Consider the following 15,231-nt stretch of genomic DNA (forward strand, 5'->3'; position numbering starts at 1 on the left):
CCTCGGTCTCAACGTAAACCGAGGCGCCTGCATCGCGGGCAAGCCATGCTCCCACAGAAACTCGCGACAGGCACTGCGTTACTTGTTCTTCAGGCAATTGCTCATGAACGCTTTACGCTCGTCGCCCTTGAGCGCCTTGGTGGTCGCGTCGGCGTTGCAGGTTTTCATGCGCTCCTGCGGCGTTCCTCCCCGTACTTCAGGCGGCTTGGTCTTCAGGCAGGTGCTCATGAAGGCCTTGCGCTCATCGCCCTTGAGCGCCTTGGCGGTGGCATCGGCGTTGCAGGTGGTCATCCTGGTCTGTTGGGCCGTCGCAGCGAAGCCTTGGGAACACAGCAGCAAACCGATCATCAACAAAGGGACACGCAGCATCATCATGACGTCTTCTCCTGAATGCCGCACGAGCGTGACGGCGATGAATCCAGTGTAGACAACGCAGCCCTATACACCCGCCGCTTTCAAGCGCTCTGCATGCTCGACAAACAACCGGATCGGCTCGGCTCCCTTGCCCACCAACCCCAGGGACTGGTTGACGATGTCGAAGTGGTCGAGTGGATAGTCATCGCCGATGACCGTACCCAGGTGCGAGCTGAAGCGTCCGACCATGCCGTCGCACTGCCCCGCCTCACGCACGAATGTCCGGGCGAACAGGCGGCAACTGCGATTCGTGCCATCGAAGAGGTTGCGCCCCTTGTCCGTCTTGCCGGGTTGCAGGATCCCGGACCAGGAGTAATAACGCACGCCGTCGACTTCTTCAGCCCCCTGCCCGCCCCAGGTTTCAGGCAGCCCCTGTGGATAACGCTCATTGAAGTGCGCCACCCCGGCAGTGGTGAGGGATTCATGGGAAGCATGGAGGTCCACCGGCAGCTTCGGCCCGCGATAGCCGGTTTCGAGCAGGTTCATCACCGCGTTGATCAACCGCAGCACCGCGCTGAGCATGCGCCCCTTGGCACTGTTCGACGGATAGTGGGCCAGCAGGTAGTCGGCCAGTTCGGAACCGTGGTTGGGACCGGCCACCGACGTGACGGAGGCCACCAGGTCCGGGCGCCGGGCCGCCGCATAGCGGGCACTGAGGGCGCCCTGGCTGTGGCCGATCAGGTTGACCTTGGCCGCGCCGGTTTGCCGCAGGACCTCCTCGATCCGCGCCAGCAATTGTTCGCCGCGCACCTCGGACGAATGCAGCGGCGAAACCTTCACCGCCACCACCACCGCACCACCGCGGCGCAACGCCGAAACGATCCCATACCAGTACGGATACAACACCAGGCGGATGAACCCGAGCATGCCAGGGACCAGCACCAGCGGGTAGCGAGTGGCGCAGCGTTGCGACATATATGGACGTCCTTGTGATCGATGATGGGGTTGAAGAGCAGTCTAGGCGCGCTTCATGACGCCTGGTCGTCATTGTAGGGGCTGCACATCCCATAAAACTTTTGCCTCGCTCATCACTCCCAACCTTGTAAGCGATCGCGCCTCGAGAGCGTGACGCCCCCAACCGGATCAGCCTCCAGGAGAACGAGATGAGCGACATGCACTTATCCGATGTGACGACCCTGCGCGAACGTGCGCGGCAGAACGTACAAAACGGCGCAGTGACCGAGGGCTACAATGCGGATCGACAGGAAATCGTGCGCCTGCTCAACGAAGCACTGGCCACCGAGCTGGTATGCGTGCTGCGCTACAAGCGCCATTACTTCATGGCCACCGGCCTCAAAGCCAGCGTGGCGGCCAGTGAGTTCCTCGAACATGCCAACCAGGAAGCCGAACATGCCGACAGACTGGCCGAGCGCATCGTGCAACTGGGCGGTGAGCCGGAGTTCAACCCCGACCTGTTGAGCCGCAACTCCCACGCCCAATACGTGGCAGGCGCCACCCTCAAGGAAATGGTCTACGAAGACCTGGTGGCCGAGCGGATAGCCATCGACAGCTACCGGGAAATCATCCAGTACATTGGCGATAAAGACCCGACCACCCGACGCATCTTCGAGGACATCCTGGCCCAGGAAGAAGAGCACGCCGATGACATGGCCGATATCCTGGCCGATTTGTAAGACCCCATCGCGAGCAGGCTCGCTCCCACATTCGATAGGTGTACACCCTCAATGTGGGAGCGAGCCTGCTCGCGATGAGGCCAGCCGCCTCACCGCAAATCCCCGAATCACCGTGTCGGCTTGACCGTCACCGGCGCCTTGCCCGCCTTCATCTGCTCCAGCAGCGGCGCACACTGGTTCGGCTCGCCACCGCTGGGCGCCACCAGGGCCAGCAAGCCTGCCGCCGGCGCGGCGATCACACCCAGCGCCACCATCCCGGCACCGCGCAACATCAGTGGCACGGCCTTGACCCCGGCGGAGGGCTTGGCGAACTTGCCCCGTACGTACAAGGGCGAGCGCAGGGAAATCAGCCGCCAGCCCTTGGATTCCGGCGAAATGGTCAGGTCCAGTTGTTCGGTAGCCATGTTTGCCGTGCCGTCGATGTAGATGATTGCGTTTTCAGTATCGAATACGAACAGGCGAGTGGTTGCCAGGCCGGCCTTGATGTCGAAGTCCGCCGCTGCACAGTTGATCTTCACTTCCTTGTCGCCAAAGATTTTCCCCATCACGTAGTTACCCACGTTCAACCCCGCCAACTCCATCAACTCGCGACTGATGGCGCCGTCGTTGATGAGCATTTTCAAGGTGCCGTTGGAGGTGCCCAGCAACGCCGCGACTGAATTGCCACGACCGCTGATGTCGGCGTCGCCGTTGAGCTCGCCGAAACTGGTTTTCATCGGTTCGAAGCCGGGGAACAGCTGCTTGAGCTTGAATCCTCGCGCCGTCAACTTCGCTTGGCCCTCCAGGGGATGGGCCTGCCCGTTGAGACGGATCTGCGCATCGAGTCGGCCACCGGCGACGCCGAAACGCAGGGGCTCGAGGCTCAGTTGTCCGTCGTTGAGCACCAGGTGCGTGTAGAGGTCGGTGAACGGCAATTGCGCATTGTGGACGATGCGTTTGCCGGTGAACTCCACGTCGGCGTCCATCGCGCTCCAGCGCTCGGTGCGGAATTCTTCCACGGGCAGCACCTTGTCTGACGGCTGCTTGCTGGCGCTGCCACGGGCCTGCTGCTCGGTGCTGGAATCGGCGCCGATCAGCGGTGCCAGATCGCTGAACAACAGTTGGTCGGACACCAGCGTGCCGCTGAGTTTTGGCCGTGGCTGGCTGGCGACATAGGCCAGGTCACCATGGATGTCGCTGTCGCCGATCTTTCCGTTGAACGCCTCATAGCGAAACAGCGCCCCATCCGGCTCATGGAGTTTGGCAATCAGATGACCGTCGGTTTCATAGGGCGGCGAATCCGGCAAGGTCACCCCGGTCAGTGGATACAGATGAGCGAGGCTGGTGCCGGCCAGTTTCAGGCGCAGATCAAGGGCGCCGAGATTCATCGGGTCGGTGAGCGTACCAGCCAGTTCGACACGGGTATCGGCGGTCTTTACCTGAGCCTGCAACGGAAAGGGTTGCGATGCATTCTGCAAGGCCAGCAGGCCGCCGACCTTACCGGAACCATTGAGATTCTGTCCGTGATACTGCCCGTCGACCTTGAAGGCGAACCCATAGTCCTGAGCCGTTGCGCCTTGATCCTGGACCTTTTTCGCGGCCTTTTCGCCGACGATATCCTTGAACGGAATGGACTTCCCCAGCGGGTCGATCAGCAGGTCGAGTCGAGTCTTCAAGGTCTGGTCGTCAAGCGTGACGTGCCCCTTGTCGAAGCCGATGGCCCCGATGTCCACGACCCAGCTCGACGGTTTGGCGTCCGGGTCCTTCGGATCGACCTGGAAGGTCCAGTTGGCGCGTCCATCAGCCAGGCGCTGCAGGTTGGCGTCGGGTTCGGTCAGGTCGATTCTGGGAATCGTCACACGCCGAGCCAGCAAGGCAAGGGGGGAGATGCGCAACTCGACACGCTTGAGCGTGGCCATCTGCGGTTTTTTCGACCACTCGGGGTTGCCCAGGCTCAGATCCTCGGCCATCACGTGGGGCCAGGGCACCCAGGCCCGCCAGCCGCCCTCTTCGGACTCACGTTGCCAGACCACGGCCAGGTTGCCGTTGATGGCGAACGGGCGATGCAGTTCCTCGGACACCTTGGCGTTGAGCGTCGGCTTGATCCGGTTCCAATCGAAGAACACGATGACCAACACCAACACGGCCAACAGAACAGCAAGGCTGGCCAAGCTCCAGGCAAGGATTTTTGAAGTGCGAGTCATGCGCAAGGCTCCTGATGACAAATCGGCGTCCGTACCGCAACACCTGAAAAACCGAACCTGTAGCCGGCTCGTTGTATGAATGAGACTGGTGAAACGACCAACAGGTTTACCCTCCAGGGTGAAAAACCTGACCAATCCGCCAGCAAGCTGTTACCGCCCGCGCACATTTGCGTGGCGTGAGTGGGTACAAAATACCCACCATGGTGCGAAACCGCACCTCGGAAACGCCCGTTCTAGAGCCTTCCCAGCGAACAATCAATTCCGTTGATTATTACCATTGCGTTTATGAACTTTTATATCGACTTATCGAGAGTAGCATTGCCCTCGTACCCACTTTTTAGCCCTCCCGAGGAGCAACGATCATGAAACGCCAATTACTGATGAGCCTTTCCCTTTCACTGCTGGCCTCCACTGCTTTCGCCCTGCCAGCTTCCGAACAGGCTACACCACAGGTCAAGGACAGCCACTCGGTCTACAGCCAGACTGTTGCTGAAGACGGTACCAAACGTACCCTTCAAGGTCGCGAAGTCACCGAAAACGGTTCGGCACGCACTCTCCAGGGTCGCGAAGTCGCTGAGGACGGTTCGGAACGCACTTTCCAGGGCCGCGAAGTCGCTGAAGGCGGTTCGGAACGCACTTTCCAGGGCCGCGAAGTCGCTGAAGGCGGTTCGGAACGCACTTTCCAAGGCCGCGAAGTCGCTGAAGGCGGCCGTGATCGCCTGGAAGATAAAGGCCTGGTTGAGAACGGCTACGATCGCACCACACAAGGCCAGACCCTGGCAGCCGATGGTAGTGACCGGGTGATCCAACGCAACAGCGCTGTGAGCTGAGCCCATGGTCCTGGAAAAAAAGCCCGATTATCACAATCGGGCTTTTGACTTTTCAGGCATTGCGTTTTCCCATTTGATCCCCTGCTACCGTTCGACGTCGACAAAGCCGATTTGCTAAAGTGCGTCGCTCCCATGACTCGGAAGTCAGTCCTGCGATGTTGCCCCGCGCCGAACAGAAACAACAGACCCGAAATGCCCTGATGGACGCGGCCCGTCATTTGATGGAGTGCGGACGGGGATTCGGCAGCCTGAGCCTGCGCGAAGTTGCCAAGACGGCGGGCATCGTACCCACCGGCTTCTACCGGCATTTCGACGACATGGATCAACTGGGCCTGGCGCTGGTCAGCGAAGTAGGCCAGACCTTCCGCGAAACCATCCGGTTGGTGCGTCACAATGAATTCGTCATGGGCGGCATCATTGATGCATCGGTGCGGATCTTTCTTGATGTAGTGCAAGTCAACCGGTCGCAGTTCCTGTTCCTTGCCCGCGAACAATACGGCGGCTCCCTGCCGGTACGCCAAGCCATCGCACAACTGCGCGAAGCCATCAGTTCGGACCTGGCCGCCGACCTGGCATTGATGCCGAAACTGCAGCATCTGGACCTTGCCGGGCTGAGCGTGATGGCCGACCTCATCGTCAAGAGCGTGTTCGCCACCCTGCCCGACATCATCGACCCTCCCGCCGAAGCGCCCCCCGATCACCTCACGCCCCAGGCGAAGATCACCCAGCAACTGCGGTTTATCTTTATCGGCCTCAAACATTGGCAAGGCTTGGGCAGCACCGAGTAATCCCCCTGTGGGAGCGAGCAGGCTCCCACAGGTTCGCCGAACGCCACAAAACAGTGCGCCCCTCTCGTTGCGCGCACTGGTTCGGAGCGACCTAAAAGGCTGCGCCAAGCATCCCACGCCTATTTCCTACGCCATCTTCGATTGGCAAGCCCCTTGCTCTAAACACAGCATCGCTCATTGCTGGAAGCACTCCGATGCTGGTGATTCATCGCAGAATCGACACTCAACCCCGCTGGGACGCCGAACTCCATCTGACTTTCGATGCCCGCAGCAAAAGTCGCCTGCGCTGTTTCAGTGCCGAGGATGAAGACGTGGGATTGTTTCTGGAGCGGGGCCAGCCGCCGCTTCATGACGGCGAATACCTCCAGGCCGAAGACGGACGTATCGTGCGTGTCTGTGCCCGCCCCGAGCAACTGCTGCATGTCACCTGCGCCAATGGGTTCGAGCTGACGCGTGCAGCCTATCACCTGGGCAATCGCCATGTTGCGCTGCAAGTGGGCGATGGCTGGCTGCGCCTGCTGGACGATTACGTGCTCAAGGCGATGCTCGAACAACTGGGCGCGACCGTCGCCCCCATCGAAGCCCCATTTCAACCCGAACATGGCGCCTATGGCGGCGGCCATCATCATTCTCGGCACGGCGACGAAGACTTCAACTATGCACCGCGCCTGCATCAGTTCGGCTTGCGTACATGAACCCGGCCTGGGCGCTGTTGCGTCTGGCCAGCCCGCAGTTGCCAATCGGCGGCTACAGCTATTCCCAAGGACTGGAGATGGCGGTGGATAACGGCCAGATCAAGACATCCGACGACGCCCGTCGATGGATCAGCGATCAATTGCTGCTAAACCTGGCGTGCTTCGAAGCTCCCCTGCTGCTCGCTCATTGCAGCGCCGCTGCGGCCGACGATTGGAGCGCCCTGGGGCAACACTGCGAAGCACACCGCGCCAGCCGGGAAACCCGCGAGTTGTACCAGGAGAGCCGGCAAATGGGCTATTCGTTGCAACAACTGCTTGGCGGCCTGCCGGAACTCGACGGCGCCGCACGGCATTTTCTCGAACAACGCAGCGAACCACATCTGGCCCTGGGCTGGGCCCTGGCCGCCCGCGCATGGAACATCAGCCCCCAGGACGCCCTCGCAGCCTGGTTGTGGAGCTGGCTGGAGAACCAGCTGGCGGTGCTGATGAAAACCCTTCCCCTCGGCCAGCAAGCCGCCCAGCGCCTGACCAGCGAGCTGCTGCCGCTGTTGCAACAGGCCCAGCACAACGCCTCGAACATCGACCCCAAGCATTACGGCAGCGCCGCGTTTGGCCTGTCCCTGGCGTGTATGGCCCATGAGCGCCAGTACAGCCGTCTGTTCCGTTCCTAGGAGACAAACATGAACACACAACCCCTGCGCGTCGGCATCGGCGGTCCGGTGGGCTCCGGCAAGACCGCCCTGACCCTGGCCCTGTGCCTGGCCCTGCGCGAGCGCTACAACCTCGCGGTGGTCACCAACGATATCTACACCCGCGAAGACGCCGACTTCCTGGTCCGCAACGAAGCCCTGGCGCCGGAGCGGATCATTGGTGTCGAAACCGGTGGTTGCCCGCACACAGCCATTCGCGAAGACGCCTCGATCAACCTCGAAGCGGTAGACCAGTTGAACCGGCGCTTCCCGGGGCTGGACCTGATCCTGGTGGAGTCCGGGGGCGACAACCTTTCGGCGACCTTCAGCCCGGAGCTGTCGGACCTGACCCTCTACGTGATCGATGTCTCGGCCGGGGACAAGTTGCCGCGAAAGGGTGGGCCGGGCATCTGCAAGTCCGACTTGCTGGTCATCAACAAGATCGACCTGGCACCGCTGGTAGGTGCTTCCCTGGAGATGATGGACAGCGACACCCGGCGAATGCGCAACGGCAAGCCGTTCGTCTTCAGCAACCAGAAAACCGGCCAGGGCCTGGAGGAGATCATCGCTTTCATCGAGCGCCAGGGTCTGCTGACTGCTGCCTGATTTTTCGAACTCTCAACAAGGAAGCCTCTCATGACACTCAAACGCATCCTCGGCACCCTCGCCCTGCTGCTGGCCCCAACCCTGGCCTTCGCCCACCCCGGCCACGGCGATAACGGCCTGATCGCCGGCCTCGGGCATCCCATCGGCGGCCTGGACCACCTGCTCGCCATGCTCGCGGTCGGCTTGTGGGCGGCACAGCAACAAGGCACTGCGCGCTGGGCGCTGCCCTGCACGTTCATCGGTACGATGCTGATCGGCGGTCTGCTCGGTTTCGAAGGTCTGCAGTTGCCGGCGCTGGAGAGCGGGATTGCCGCCTCGGTGCTGGCCCTGGGCCTGGCGGTGGCGCTGGCAGTCCGTCCGCCATTGAGTCTGGCGGTTGCTGCGACTGCACTGTTTGCGCTGTTCCATGGTGTGGCCCATGGGCTGGAACTACCGGACATGTCGAGCCCGTGGGCTTATGCAGCCGGGTTCGTCGCTGCGACGGCGGCGCTGCATGGCGCAGGTTTCGTCCTGGTTCGCGCGCTGCCACGGGCAGCTGCGCCCTTGGTACGGCTGGCGGGGGCGGCTTCGGCGGGGGTTGGGATCTGGTTGTTGGCAGGTTGATTTTCGGCGCTTTCAAGACCGCCTTCGCGAGCAAGCCCGCTCCCACAATTTGATCGGCGTAAACCGGACCTGTGGGAGCGGACTTGCCCGCGAAGGGGCTCTAGAAGGCACTGCATCTCTCGCCCCTGCCACTCTGCTACCATGTCGCGCAATCGCCCCTTGCCGTGACGACGTCCGCCCATGCCCGATGCTTCCCGCCCCGTTCCTTCACCTGAATTGATCGCCCTGTTCGCAACAGTGCGCCAGCATTTTCACGAGGTGATCGTGCCCATGTGGCAAGGCCCGGGCTGGAATGCCGAACTGGCACTGCCCTACGAATCCCTGGATGCGGCCCACACGCCGTTGCCACCCCAACGCTACCGGGCGATGGCCTGCGCAAGACAACTGTATGTGTTCGCCAGCCTGATCGGCGAAGTAACAGGGGCCGAAGAACGGGCCGCGGCGCTGTTCCGTTCGCTACAGCGCCACTTTCACGATGGCGAACACGGCGGCTGGTTCTACAGCATCGACCCGCAAGGCGCCCCGCTGGACACCGGCAAAGACCTCTACACCCACGCCTTCATCCTGTTCGCCTGCGCCCATTACTGGGACAAGGTTCGCGAGCCACTGGTGGAATCGGTGCTCAACGCTGCGCTGGAAGTCATTGCCCGGCGCTTTGCCACCGGCGACGGTCTCTACGAGGCCAGCCTCAAGCGCGATTGGTCAACGCTCGGAACCGGCCCGTTGCAGAACCCCCTGATGCACTTGGCAGAAGCCTTCCTCGCCACCCTCGCGGTCCGCGACGATGCCAACGTTCGCCAGGCATTGCTGAGTCTGTGTGACGGGATGTCCAAGCACTTCATTGAGCCGAAGCTGGGCGTGATAATGGAGAAACCGCTCAAGGCTGTGGATAACTGGTTTGAGCCGGGACATCAGTTCGAATGGTATTTCCTGCTGGCTTCGTCGCCCCTGCTGCAAGACGGCCAGTTGCGCGTCGCCCTGCAGCGGAGCTTTGACTATACCGAGCAAGAAGGCGTGAACCCGCAGTCCGGCGCGGTATGTGCCATGCTGAGCCCGAAGCCGGGCACTGTCGCGCGCGACGTCACCCAACGCATCTGGGCCCAGGCCGAATACCTGCGCGCCCTCACCCTGCGCCCGGGAAGCCAGGACGTGTTGCTGCGTCAGCTTCAGGCTCTGCAACAGCATTTTCTGCATGCCAAGGGGTGGAACGAATGCCTTGATACCGACGGCCTCGTCAGCCGTCGGGACATGCCCTCCACCACCCCCTATCACCTGATGACCTGCTATCGCGGATTGGCCGATTACCTGGGCTGACCGGTCGATTGCTATCGCGGGCAAGCCTTGCTCCCACAGGTTCGAGTCATTCCCGGAGCAAAGTACGTTCCCACGGTACTGAGCTTTCCGTGGGAGCAAGGCTTGCCCGCGATGAACGATAACGCGGTCCTATCCCTTGTTATTTCTCTCAATGGCAAATCCAGCCCAGGTCTGGCTCACCGGCATCAACTCCAGGCTGTTGATGTTGATGTGCGCTGGCGTGTTGAGCACCCAATAGATCGTTTCGGCAATGTCCTGCGGCTGGATCGGCTCGGCCCCGGCATAAGTCGCGTTGTAGCGTTCCTGGTCACCGCCGAAGCGTACCAGTGAGAACTCGCTCTCACACAAGCCCGGCTCGATGTTGCTGACCCGCACACCGGTACCCTGCAGGTCGCAGCGCAGGTTCAGCGAGAACTGTTTGACGAACGCCTTGCTCGCGCCATACACGTGGCTACCCGGGTACGGGTAGTTGCCGGCGATGGAACCCAGGTTGATGATCCCCGCGCCGCGACCATGGGCAATCAGGCGCGGCAGCAACAGGCGCGTGCTGTAGAGCAATCCCTTGACGTTGGTGTCGACCATCGTGTCCCAGTCATCAAGGTCGCACTTGGGTGCCGGATCGACCCCCAGTGCCAATCCGGCGTTGTTGATCAAGCCACGCAATGTGGCGAAAGACGGCGGCAGATTGGCGATTGCTTCCTCCATGGCCTTGCGTTCACGCACATCCAATACCAGGCCATGGACCTCGGTCTGTTTCGACAGCTCGGCGCACAGGGCATTGAGGCGCTCTTCACGGCGCCCGGTCAGCACCAGTTTCCAGCCGGCCTCGGCAAAACGACGGGCACAGGCTTCGCCAAATCCGGACGTCGCCCCGGTGATAAACAGGGTATTGGACATCATGTTCTCCTTGATTGGGCTTGAGGCAGCCATTGAATGGATCGGCCCACAGCATGCCCGGCCCGACAGCGAGCGGCAACTGCCCACCGCGGATGTTGAACCAGACCAGGCTGATCATAAAACGATCAAACGGAGCCAGCCCTTGCAGAATGAGGGATGTAGCCTGTTGCCCGCACCTTATCCACAGGCACGTCCACAGTAATCGGGGGCAAGTGAAAACGCTGCAAGCCGCTGTGCGTAAGGCGTTGCGGGGCATATGGAAACTTTTTTCCCTTGACCCTGCATGCAGGGTTGTGCAGATCGGATTCTCTGCTATAAACCAGGCCCCATCGACACGATGGCTCGAAGCCAGCAAACACGGCCCTCAGAGCGGTCTTTCCAGAGTTTAATCACAGACTTATCCACAGGCTTTCCCACAGATTGCCAAGCCTGTTCCAGCGCTCAGAAAAGGGTTGACAACCTGCACTCATGCTCGCCTGAAAATACCTGTTCAAAAAACGATCATCACTCTACAAGGCACGTTTTTAAAGGCCTCCAGCCAGCTACTCCCACGTTACCCACAGCCGGTTCCACAGCAAACGGGGACAAGTCAAAACTGTGACAAAACAACTGTTTGCGGCGACTTTATGTCGCGGTTTAGTAAGGGTTGTGGATTGTTGTCCACAATTCACTGCTCCACACAAGACCCCCTTGTGGGAGCGGTTGGGTGGTGTTCTGGAGACATAAAAAAACCGGCGATCACTCGCCGGTTTTTTATTGCCATATCGACGTCAGTGCCCGCCCAGGTATGCGTTGCGCACCTCTTCGTTGGCGAGCAGTTCCTTGCCGGTGCCGGTCAGGCGGATTTCGCCGTTGACCATCACATAGGCCCGGTCCGACAACCTGAGGGCATGGTTGGCGTTCTGTTCCACCAGAAAGATGGTCATCCCGGTGGACGCCAGTTCCCGCAGGGTGGCGAAGATCTGTTTCACCACGATCGGCGCCAGACCCAGGCTAGGCTCATCGAGCAGCAACAACTTCGGTCGGCTCATCAGTGCCCGGGCGATGGCGAGCATTTGCTGCTCGCCACCGGACATGGTCATGGCCCGCTGGTTGCGTCGCTCCTTGAGCCGTGGGAACAGTTCGAACATGCGCTGCATGTCCTCGCTGGCGTACTTGTCACCAATGGGGATAGTGCCCATCAGCAGGTTTTCCTCGACAGACATGTCGGGGAATACCCGCCGCCCTTCCGGCGACTGCGCAATGCCGTTGGACGCGATGTAGTGAGACGACTTGTGGGTGATGTCCACGCCTTGGTAAATGATCTGCCCACTGGCCGCGCGCGGCTGGCCGAAGATCGACATCAGCAGCGTGGATTTGCCGGCACCGTTGGAGCCGATCAGGCTCACTGTCTCACCTTCGTCAATGTGCATCGAGACTTTCTTCAGGGCCTGGATCGGCCCATAGAATACGTCCAGTTCCTTGAGTTCGAGGATCGGTCCACTCATACCAGTTCCTCTTCATCGGCACCCAGGTAGGCCGCGATCACTTTCGGATCGCTGCGAATCGCCTCCGGACCGCCCTCGGCGATCACGTTGCCGTGGTCCAGCACCACGATGTGGTCGGAAATGCTCATTACCATGCCCATGTCGTGTTCGATCAGCACCACGGTCAGATCGTGCTCGTCACGCAGCAGTCGGATCATCGCGCTCAGCGCTTCGGTTTCCTGAGGATTGAGGCCGGCGGCCGGTTCGTCGAGGCAGATGACCTGCGGACGGGTGCACATGGCCCGGGCAATTTCCAGGCGTCGCTGCTGACCATAGGAAAGCTCACCCGCCAGGCGGTTGGCACAGTCCACCAGGTCCACGACTTCAAGCCAGTAGAAGGCATGGTCCAGCGCGTCGCTTTCGGCCTTGCGGTAACCCTTGGTGTTGAAGACACCGGCCACCAGACTGCGGTTGACCCACATGTGCTGGGCCACCAGCAGGTTCTCCAGCACCGACATTTCCCGGAACAGGCGGATGTTCTGGAAGGTACGGGCCAGGCCGGCGCGGTTCACCAGGTGGGTACCGCCGAACATCTTGTAGTACAGCCGGCTGGCGAAGGTCTTCGGCGATACGAAGTCGGTGGGGCGGAACGCTTCGCCCAACAGCTTGATGACGTTGGTCCGCTCGCCGCGCACGTTGAGCTCGATCTTGCCGCCCGAGGCCTTGTAGAAACCTGTCAGGCAGTTGAACACCGTGGTCTTGCCCGCGCCATTGGGGCCGATCAGGGCAAAGATCGAGTTGCGCTTGACCTGCAGGCTGACGTCGCTGAGAGCCTTGATGCCACCGAATTGCATCATCAGGTTTTCGACTGAGAGTACGACTTCGCTCATGGCGCTACTCCTTTACGCGGCATCACTCCGGTACGGCTGATACGGATCAGGCCGCGGGGTCGCCAGATCATCATCAACACCATCAGTACCCCGAACAGCAGCACGCGGTATTCGGAGAAGCTGCGCAGCAGTTCCGGTGCAACGGTGAGCACGAATGCCGCGATCACCACGCCCACCGTCGACCCCATGCCCCCCAGCACCACAATCGCCAGGATCAGGGCCGACTCAAAGAACGTGAACGACGACGGGTTGACGAACCCCTGATAGCTGGCGAAGAACACCCCGGCCAGGCCGGCCGTGGAGGCGCCGATGGTGAACGCCGAGAGCTTGACCAGCACATGGTTCAGGCCCATGGAGCGACAAGCGATCTCGTCTTCGCGCAGGGCTTCCCAGGCGCGCCCGACGGGCATGCGGGTCAGGCGATGCTTGATGTAGAGCACCAGCAGCACAACGATGAACAACACGATATAGATGAACAGGAATTTCAGGTTCGGGTTGTAGTCGATGCCAAAGAACTCATGGAAGGGCACCCCTCCATCCTTGGCCCTGCGTCCGAACTCCAGGCCGAAAAAGGTGGGTGACGGAACCGGCATGCCATTCGGCCCGCCGGTGAACGACAGCCAGTTATTGAGGATCAGCCGGATGATTTCACCGAAGCCAAGGGTCACGATCGCCAGGTAGTCACCGTGCATTCGCAGCACGGGGAAACCCAATATGCATCCGGCCATCGCCGCCGCAATCGCCGCCAGTGGCAGTACAGTCCAGAAACCCAGCCCCAGGTATTGATAACCCAGAGCCAGACCATAGGCGCCGATGGCGTAGAACGCCACGTAACCCAGGTCGAGCAGGCCCGCCAGGCCGACCACGATGTTCAGGCCCAGGCCAAGCAGTACGTAGATCAGCCCGAGGATGACCACCGTGAGCACGTATTTGTTGGCAAAGAACGGAAACACGATGGCAATCACGATCAGCGCCGGGATGATCCAGCGCAGGCGCGACTTGTAGTCCGGGGGCAGCACGTGTACGCCGGAGCCGGGGGTTTCGAAGCCCTGGAGCACCTTCAGCCCCTTGGACGTTTGCAGGAACAGGCTCAAGGCGAAACGCCCGATCATCACGATCCCCACCAGCCAGCCGACACGGGCCGGTTGCAGGTTGAAGCTGTAGCCGTCGAGCACCACGCCGACAATCGGCCCGAACACGATCAGCGAGATCAGGCCCGCCAGGATCGCGTCGATGACGCTCTGTTTGATATCAATCGGTTTATTGGCAGCAGACATACTTATACCTTCGCCACGAGTGGGCGACCCAACAGGCCTTGGGGACGGAAAATCAGGATCATCACCAGCAGGGAGAAACTGAACACGTCTTTGTAGTCGGAGTTGATCAGACCGGAGAACAGCGACTCGGAGATCCCGAGGATGATCCCGCCGAGCATCGCCCCAGGCAGGGAACCGATACCACCGAGGACCGCCGCGGTGAACGCCTTGATGCCGATGATGAAGCCGGCATAGAAGTCGAACGTGCCGTAGTTCATGGTGATCAACACACCGGCCAGGGCCGCCATGGCCGCGCCGATGATGAACACATAGGAGATCACACGGTCGGTGTTGATCCCCAGGATCGAGGCCATCTTGCGATCCTGCTGGGTGGCACGACACATGCGCCCCAGCTTGGTGTACTTGATGATGTAGGTCAGCAAAGCCATCCCGGCGAATGCGGCGACCAGGATGAAGATCTTGGTGTAGGTGAGCTGGACGAAGCCGGTGCCGATGTCGACGCGCATGGCGCCTTCAAGCAGTGTCGGCACACCCTGTTGGCGGGCGCCCTGGCTGATCTGTGCATAGTTCTGCAGGATCAGCGAAATGCCGATGGCACTGATCAGCGGTGCCAGGCGGGTGGAGTTGCGCAGCGGTTTGTAGGCGACGCGTTCGATGACCCAACCGTATACCCCGGTGACCACGACCGTGAACACGAGGGTGCCGAGGATCATAAGCGGAAAGGATTCAATACCGAAGTAAGCCAGCAGAGCCAGACTGATTGCCGCGAGGTACGCGGAAATCATGTAAACCTCGCCGTGGGCGAAGTTGATCATGCCGATGATGCCGTAGACCATTGTGTAGCCGATGGCGATCAGACCATAGACCGACCCGAGGGTCAGGCCATTGATCAGTTGCTGCAGGAAAATACCATCCATAACGCAATCTCACGCATTTGAAAGACTG

Annotated in this window: 16 protein-coding genes; 8 read left to right on the forward strand and 8 right to left on the reverse strand. The window is 60.8% G+C overall.

Annotated features, from left to right (window positions below):
- Positions 1 to 78: 78 nt before the first annotated feature.
- Positions 79 to 375 (reverse strand): PsiF family protein, encoded by a 297-nt coding sequence (locus tag AD665_RS24405; protein ID WP_024779206.1) that lies wholly within the window; start codon positions 373 to 375, stop codon positions 79 to 81.
- A 63-nt stretch (positions 376 to 438) separates the two neighbouring features.
- Complete coding sequence (locus AD665_RS24410; RefSeq protein WP_053194228.1) at positions 439 to 1,329, reverse strand: esterase/lipase family protein; 891 nt, start codon at positions 1,327 to 1,329, stop codon at positions 439 to 441.
- A gap of 188 nt (positions 1,330 to 1,517) precedes the next feature.
- On the opposite strand from AD665_RS24410, the gene AD665_RS24415 reads away from it, so the two are divergent.
- On the forward strand, positions 1,518 to 2,048 hold the full coding sequence (locus AD665_RS24415; RefSeq protein ID WP_024779204.1) for a ferritin-like domain-containing protein: 531 nt from the start codon (positions 1,518 to 1,520) through the stop codon (positions 2,046 to 2,048).
- A gap of 107 nt (positions 2,049 to 2,155) precedes the next feature.
- Here AD665_RS24415 and AD665_RS24420 read toward each other — a convergent pair whose 3' ends face one another.
- On the reverse strand, positions 2,156 to 4,231 hold the full coding sequence (locus tag AD665_RS24420) for an AsmA family protein (protein WP_053194230.1): 2,076 nt from the start codon (positions 4,229 to 4,231) through the stop codon (positions 2,156 to 2,158).
- A 362-nt stretch (positions 4,232 to 4,593) separates the two neighbouring features.
- Between AD665_RS24420 and AD665_RS24425 the strand changes: the two genes are divergently transcribed.
- The 7 genes from AD665_RS24425 to AD665_RS24455 all read left to right on the forward strand — a co-directional run bounded on the left by AD665_RS24425 (position 4,594) and on the right by AD665_RS24455 (position 9,756).
- Positions 4,594 to 5,061, forward strand: coding sequence for a hypothetical protein (locus tag AD665_RS24425; RefSeq protein ID WP_024779202.1), 468 nt, complete (start codon positions 4,594 to 4,596; stop codon positions 5,059 to 5,061).
- Between the two features lie 155 nt (positions 5,062 to 5,216).
- Positions 5,217 to 5,849: a TetR family transcriptional regulator gene (locus AD665_RS24430; protein ID WP_024779201.1), complete on the forward strand. Its 633-nt coding sequence runs from the start codon at positions 5,217 to 5,219 to the stop codon at positions 5,847 to 5,849.
- A 194-nt stretch (positions 5,850 to 6,043) separates the two neighbouring features.
- A complete protein-coding gene (gene ureE / locus AD665_RS24435; RefSeq protein ID WP_053194233.1) occupies positions 6,044 to 6,544 on the forward strand; it encodes an urease accessory protein UreE in 501 nt (166 codons plus the stop codon).
- A complete protein-coding gene (locus tag AD665_RS24440; RefSeq protein ID WP_053194235.1) occupies positions 6,541 to 7,215 on the forward strand; it encodes an urease accessory protein UreF in 675 nt (224 codons plus the stop codon). The genes ureE and AD665_RS24440 overlap by 4 nt, the downstream gene beginning before the upstream one ends.
- A 9-nt stretch (positions 7,216 to 7,224) precedes the next feature.
- Positions 7,225 to 7,839, forward strand: coding sequence for an urease accessory protein UreG (gene ureG, locus AD665_RS24445; RefSeq protein WP_053194237.1), 615 nt, complete (start codon positions 7,225 to 7,227; stop codon positions 7,837 to 7,839).
- Between the two features lie 30 nt (positions 7,840 to 7,869).
- A complete protein-coding gene (locus AD665_RS24450) occupies positions 7,870 to 8,442 on the forward strand; it encodes a HupE/UreJ family protein (RefSeq protein WP_024779197.1) in 573 nt (190 codons plus the stop codon).
- A gap of 180 nt (positions 8,443 to 8,622) precedes the next feature.
- Positions 8,623 to 9,756 carry an AGE family epimerase/isomerase gene (locus tag AD665_RS24455; RefSeq protein ID WP_053194239.1) on the forward strand — a complete coding sequence of 378 codons (1,134 nt, stop codon included), beginning with the start codon at positions 8,623 to 8,625 and terminating at the stop codon, positions 9,754 to 9,756.
- 129 nt (positions 9,757 to 9,885) lie between these two features.
- On the opposite strand, the gene AD665_RS24460 is transcribed toward AD665_RS24455, so the two are convergent.
- From AD665_RS24460 to AD665_RS24480, 5 genes are all read right to left on the reverse strand, one after another.
- Positions 9,886 to 10,653: an SDR family oxidoreductase gene (locus AD665_RS24460; RefSeq protein ID WP_053194241.1), complete on the reverse strand. Its 768-nt coding sequence runs from the start codon at positions 10,651 to 10,653 to the stop codon at positions 9,886 to 9,888.
- 770 nt (positions 10,654 to 11,423) lie between these two features.
- On the reverse strand, positions 11,424 to 12,140 hold the full coding sequence (locus AD665_RS24465) for an ABC transporter ATP-binding protein (RefSeq protein WP_024779194.1): 717 nt from the start codon (positions 12,138 to 12,140) through the stop codon (positions 11,424 to 11,426).
- On the reverse strand, positions 12,137 to 13,009 hold the full coding sequence (locus tag AD665_RS24470; protein ID WP_024779193.1) for an ABC transporter ATP-binding protein: 873 nt from the start codon (positions 13,007 to 13,009) through the stop codon (positions 12,137 to 12,139). Before AD665_RS24470 ends, AD665_RS24465 begins: the two co-directional genes overlap by 4 nt.
- On the reverse strand, positions 13,006 to 14,286 hold the full coding sequence (gene livM / locus AD665_RS24475) for a high-affinity branched-chain amino acid ABC transporter permease LivM (RefSeq protein ID WP_024779192.1): 1,281 nt from the start codon (positions 14,284 to 14,286) through the stop codon (positions 13,006 to 13,008). Before livM ends, AD665_RS24470 begins: the two co-directional genes overlap by 4 nt.
- Positions 14,287 to 14,288: 2 nt before the next feature.
- Positions 14,289 to 15,203, reverse strand: a complete 915-nt coding sequence (locus AD665_RS24480; protein ID WP_024779191.1) for an ABC transporter permease subunit — start codon at positions 15,201 to 15,203, stop codon at positions 14,289 to 14,291.
- Between the last annotated feature and the right edge of the window lie 28 nt (positions 15,204 to 15,231).

Source organism: Pseudomonas corrugata, from assembly GCF_001269905.1.
In the GTDB taxonomy this organism is placed as follows: domain Bacteria; phylum Pseudomonadota; class Gammaproteobacteria; order Pseudomonadales; family Pseudomonadaceae; genus Aquipseudomonas; species Aquipseudomonas corrugata.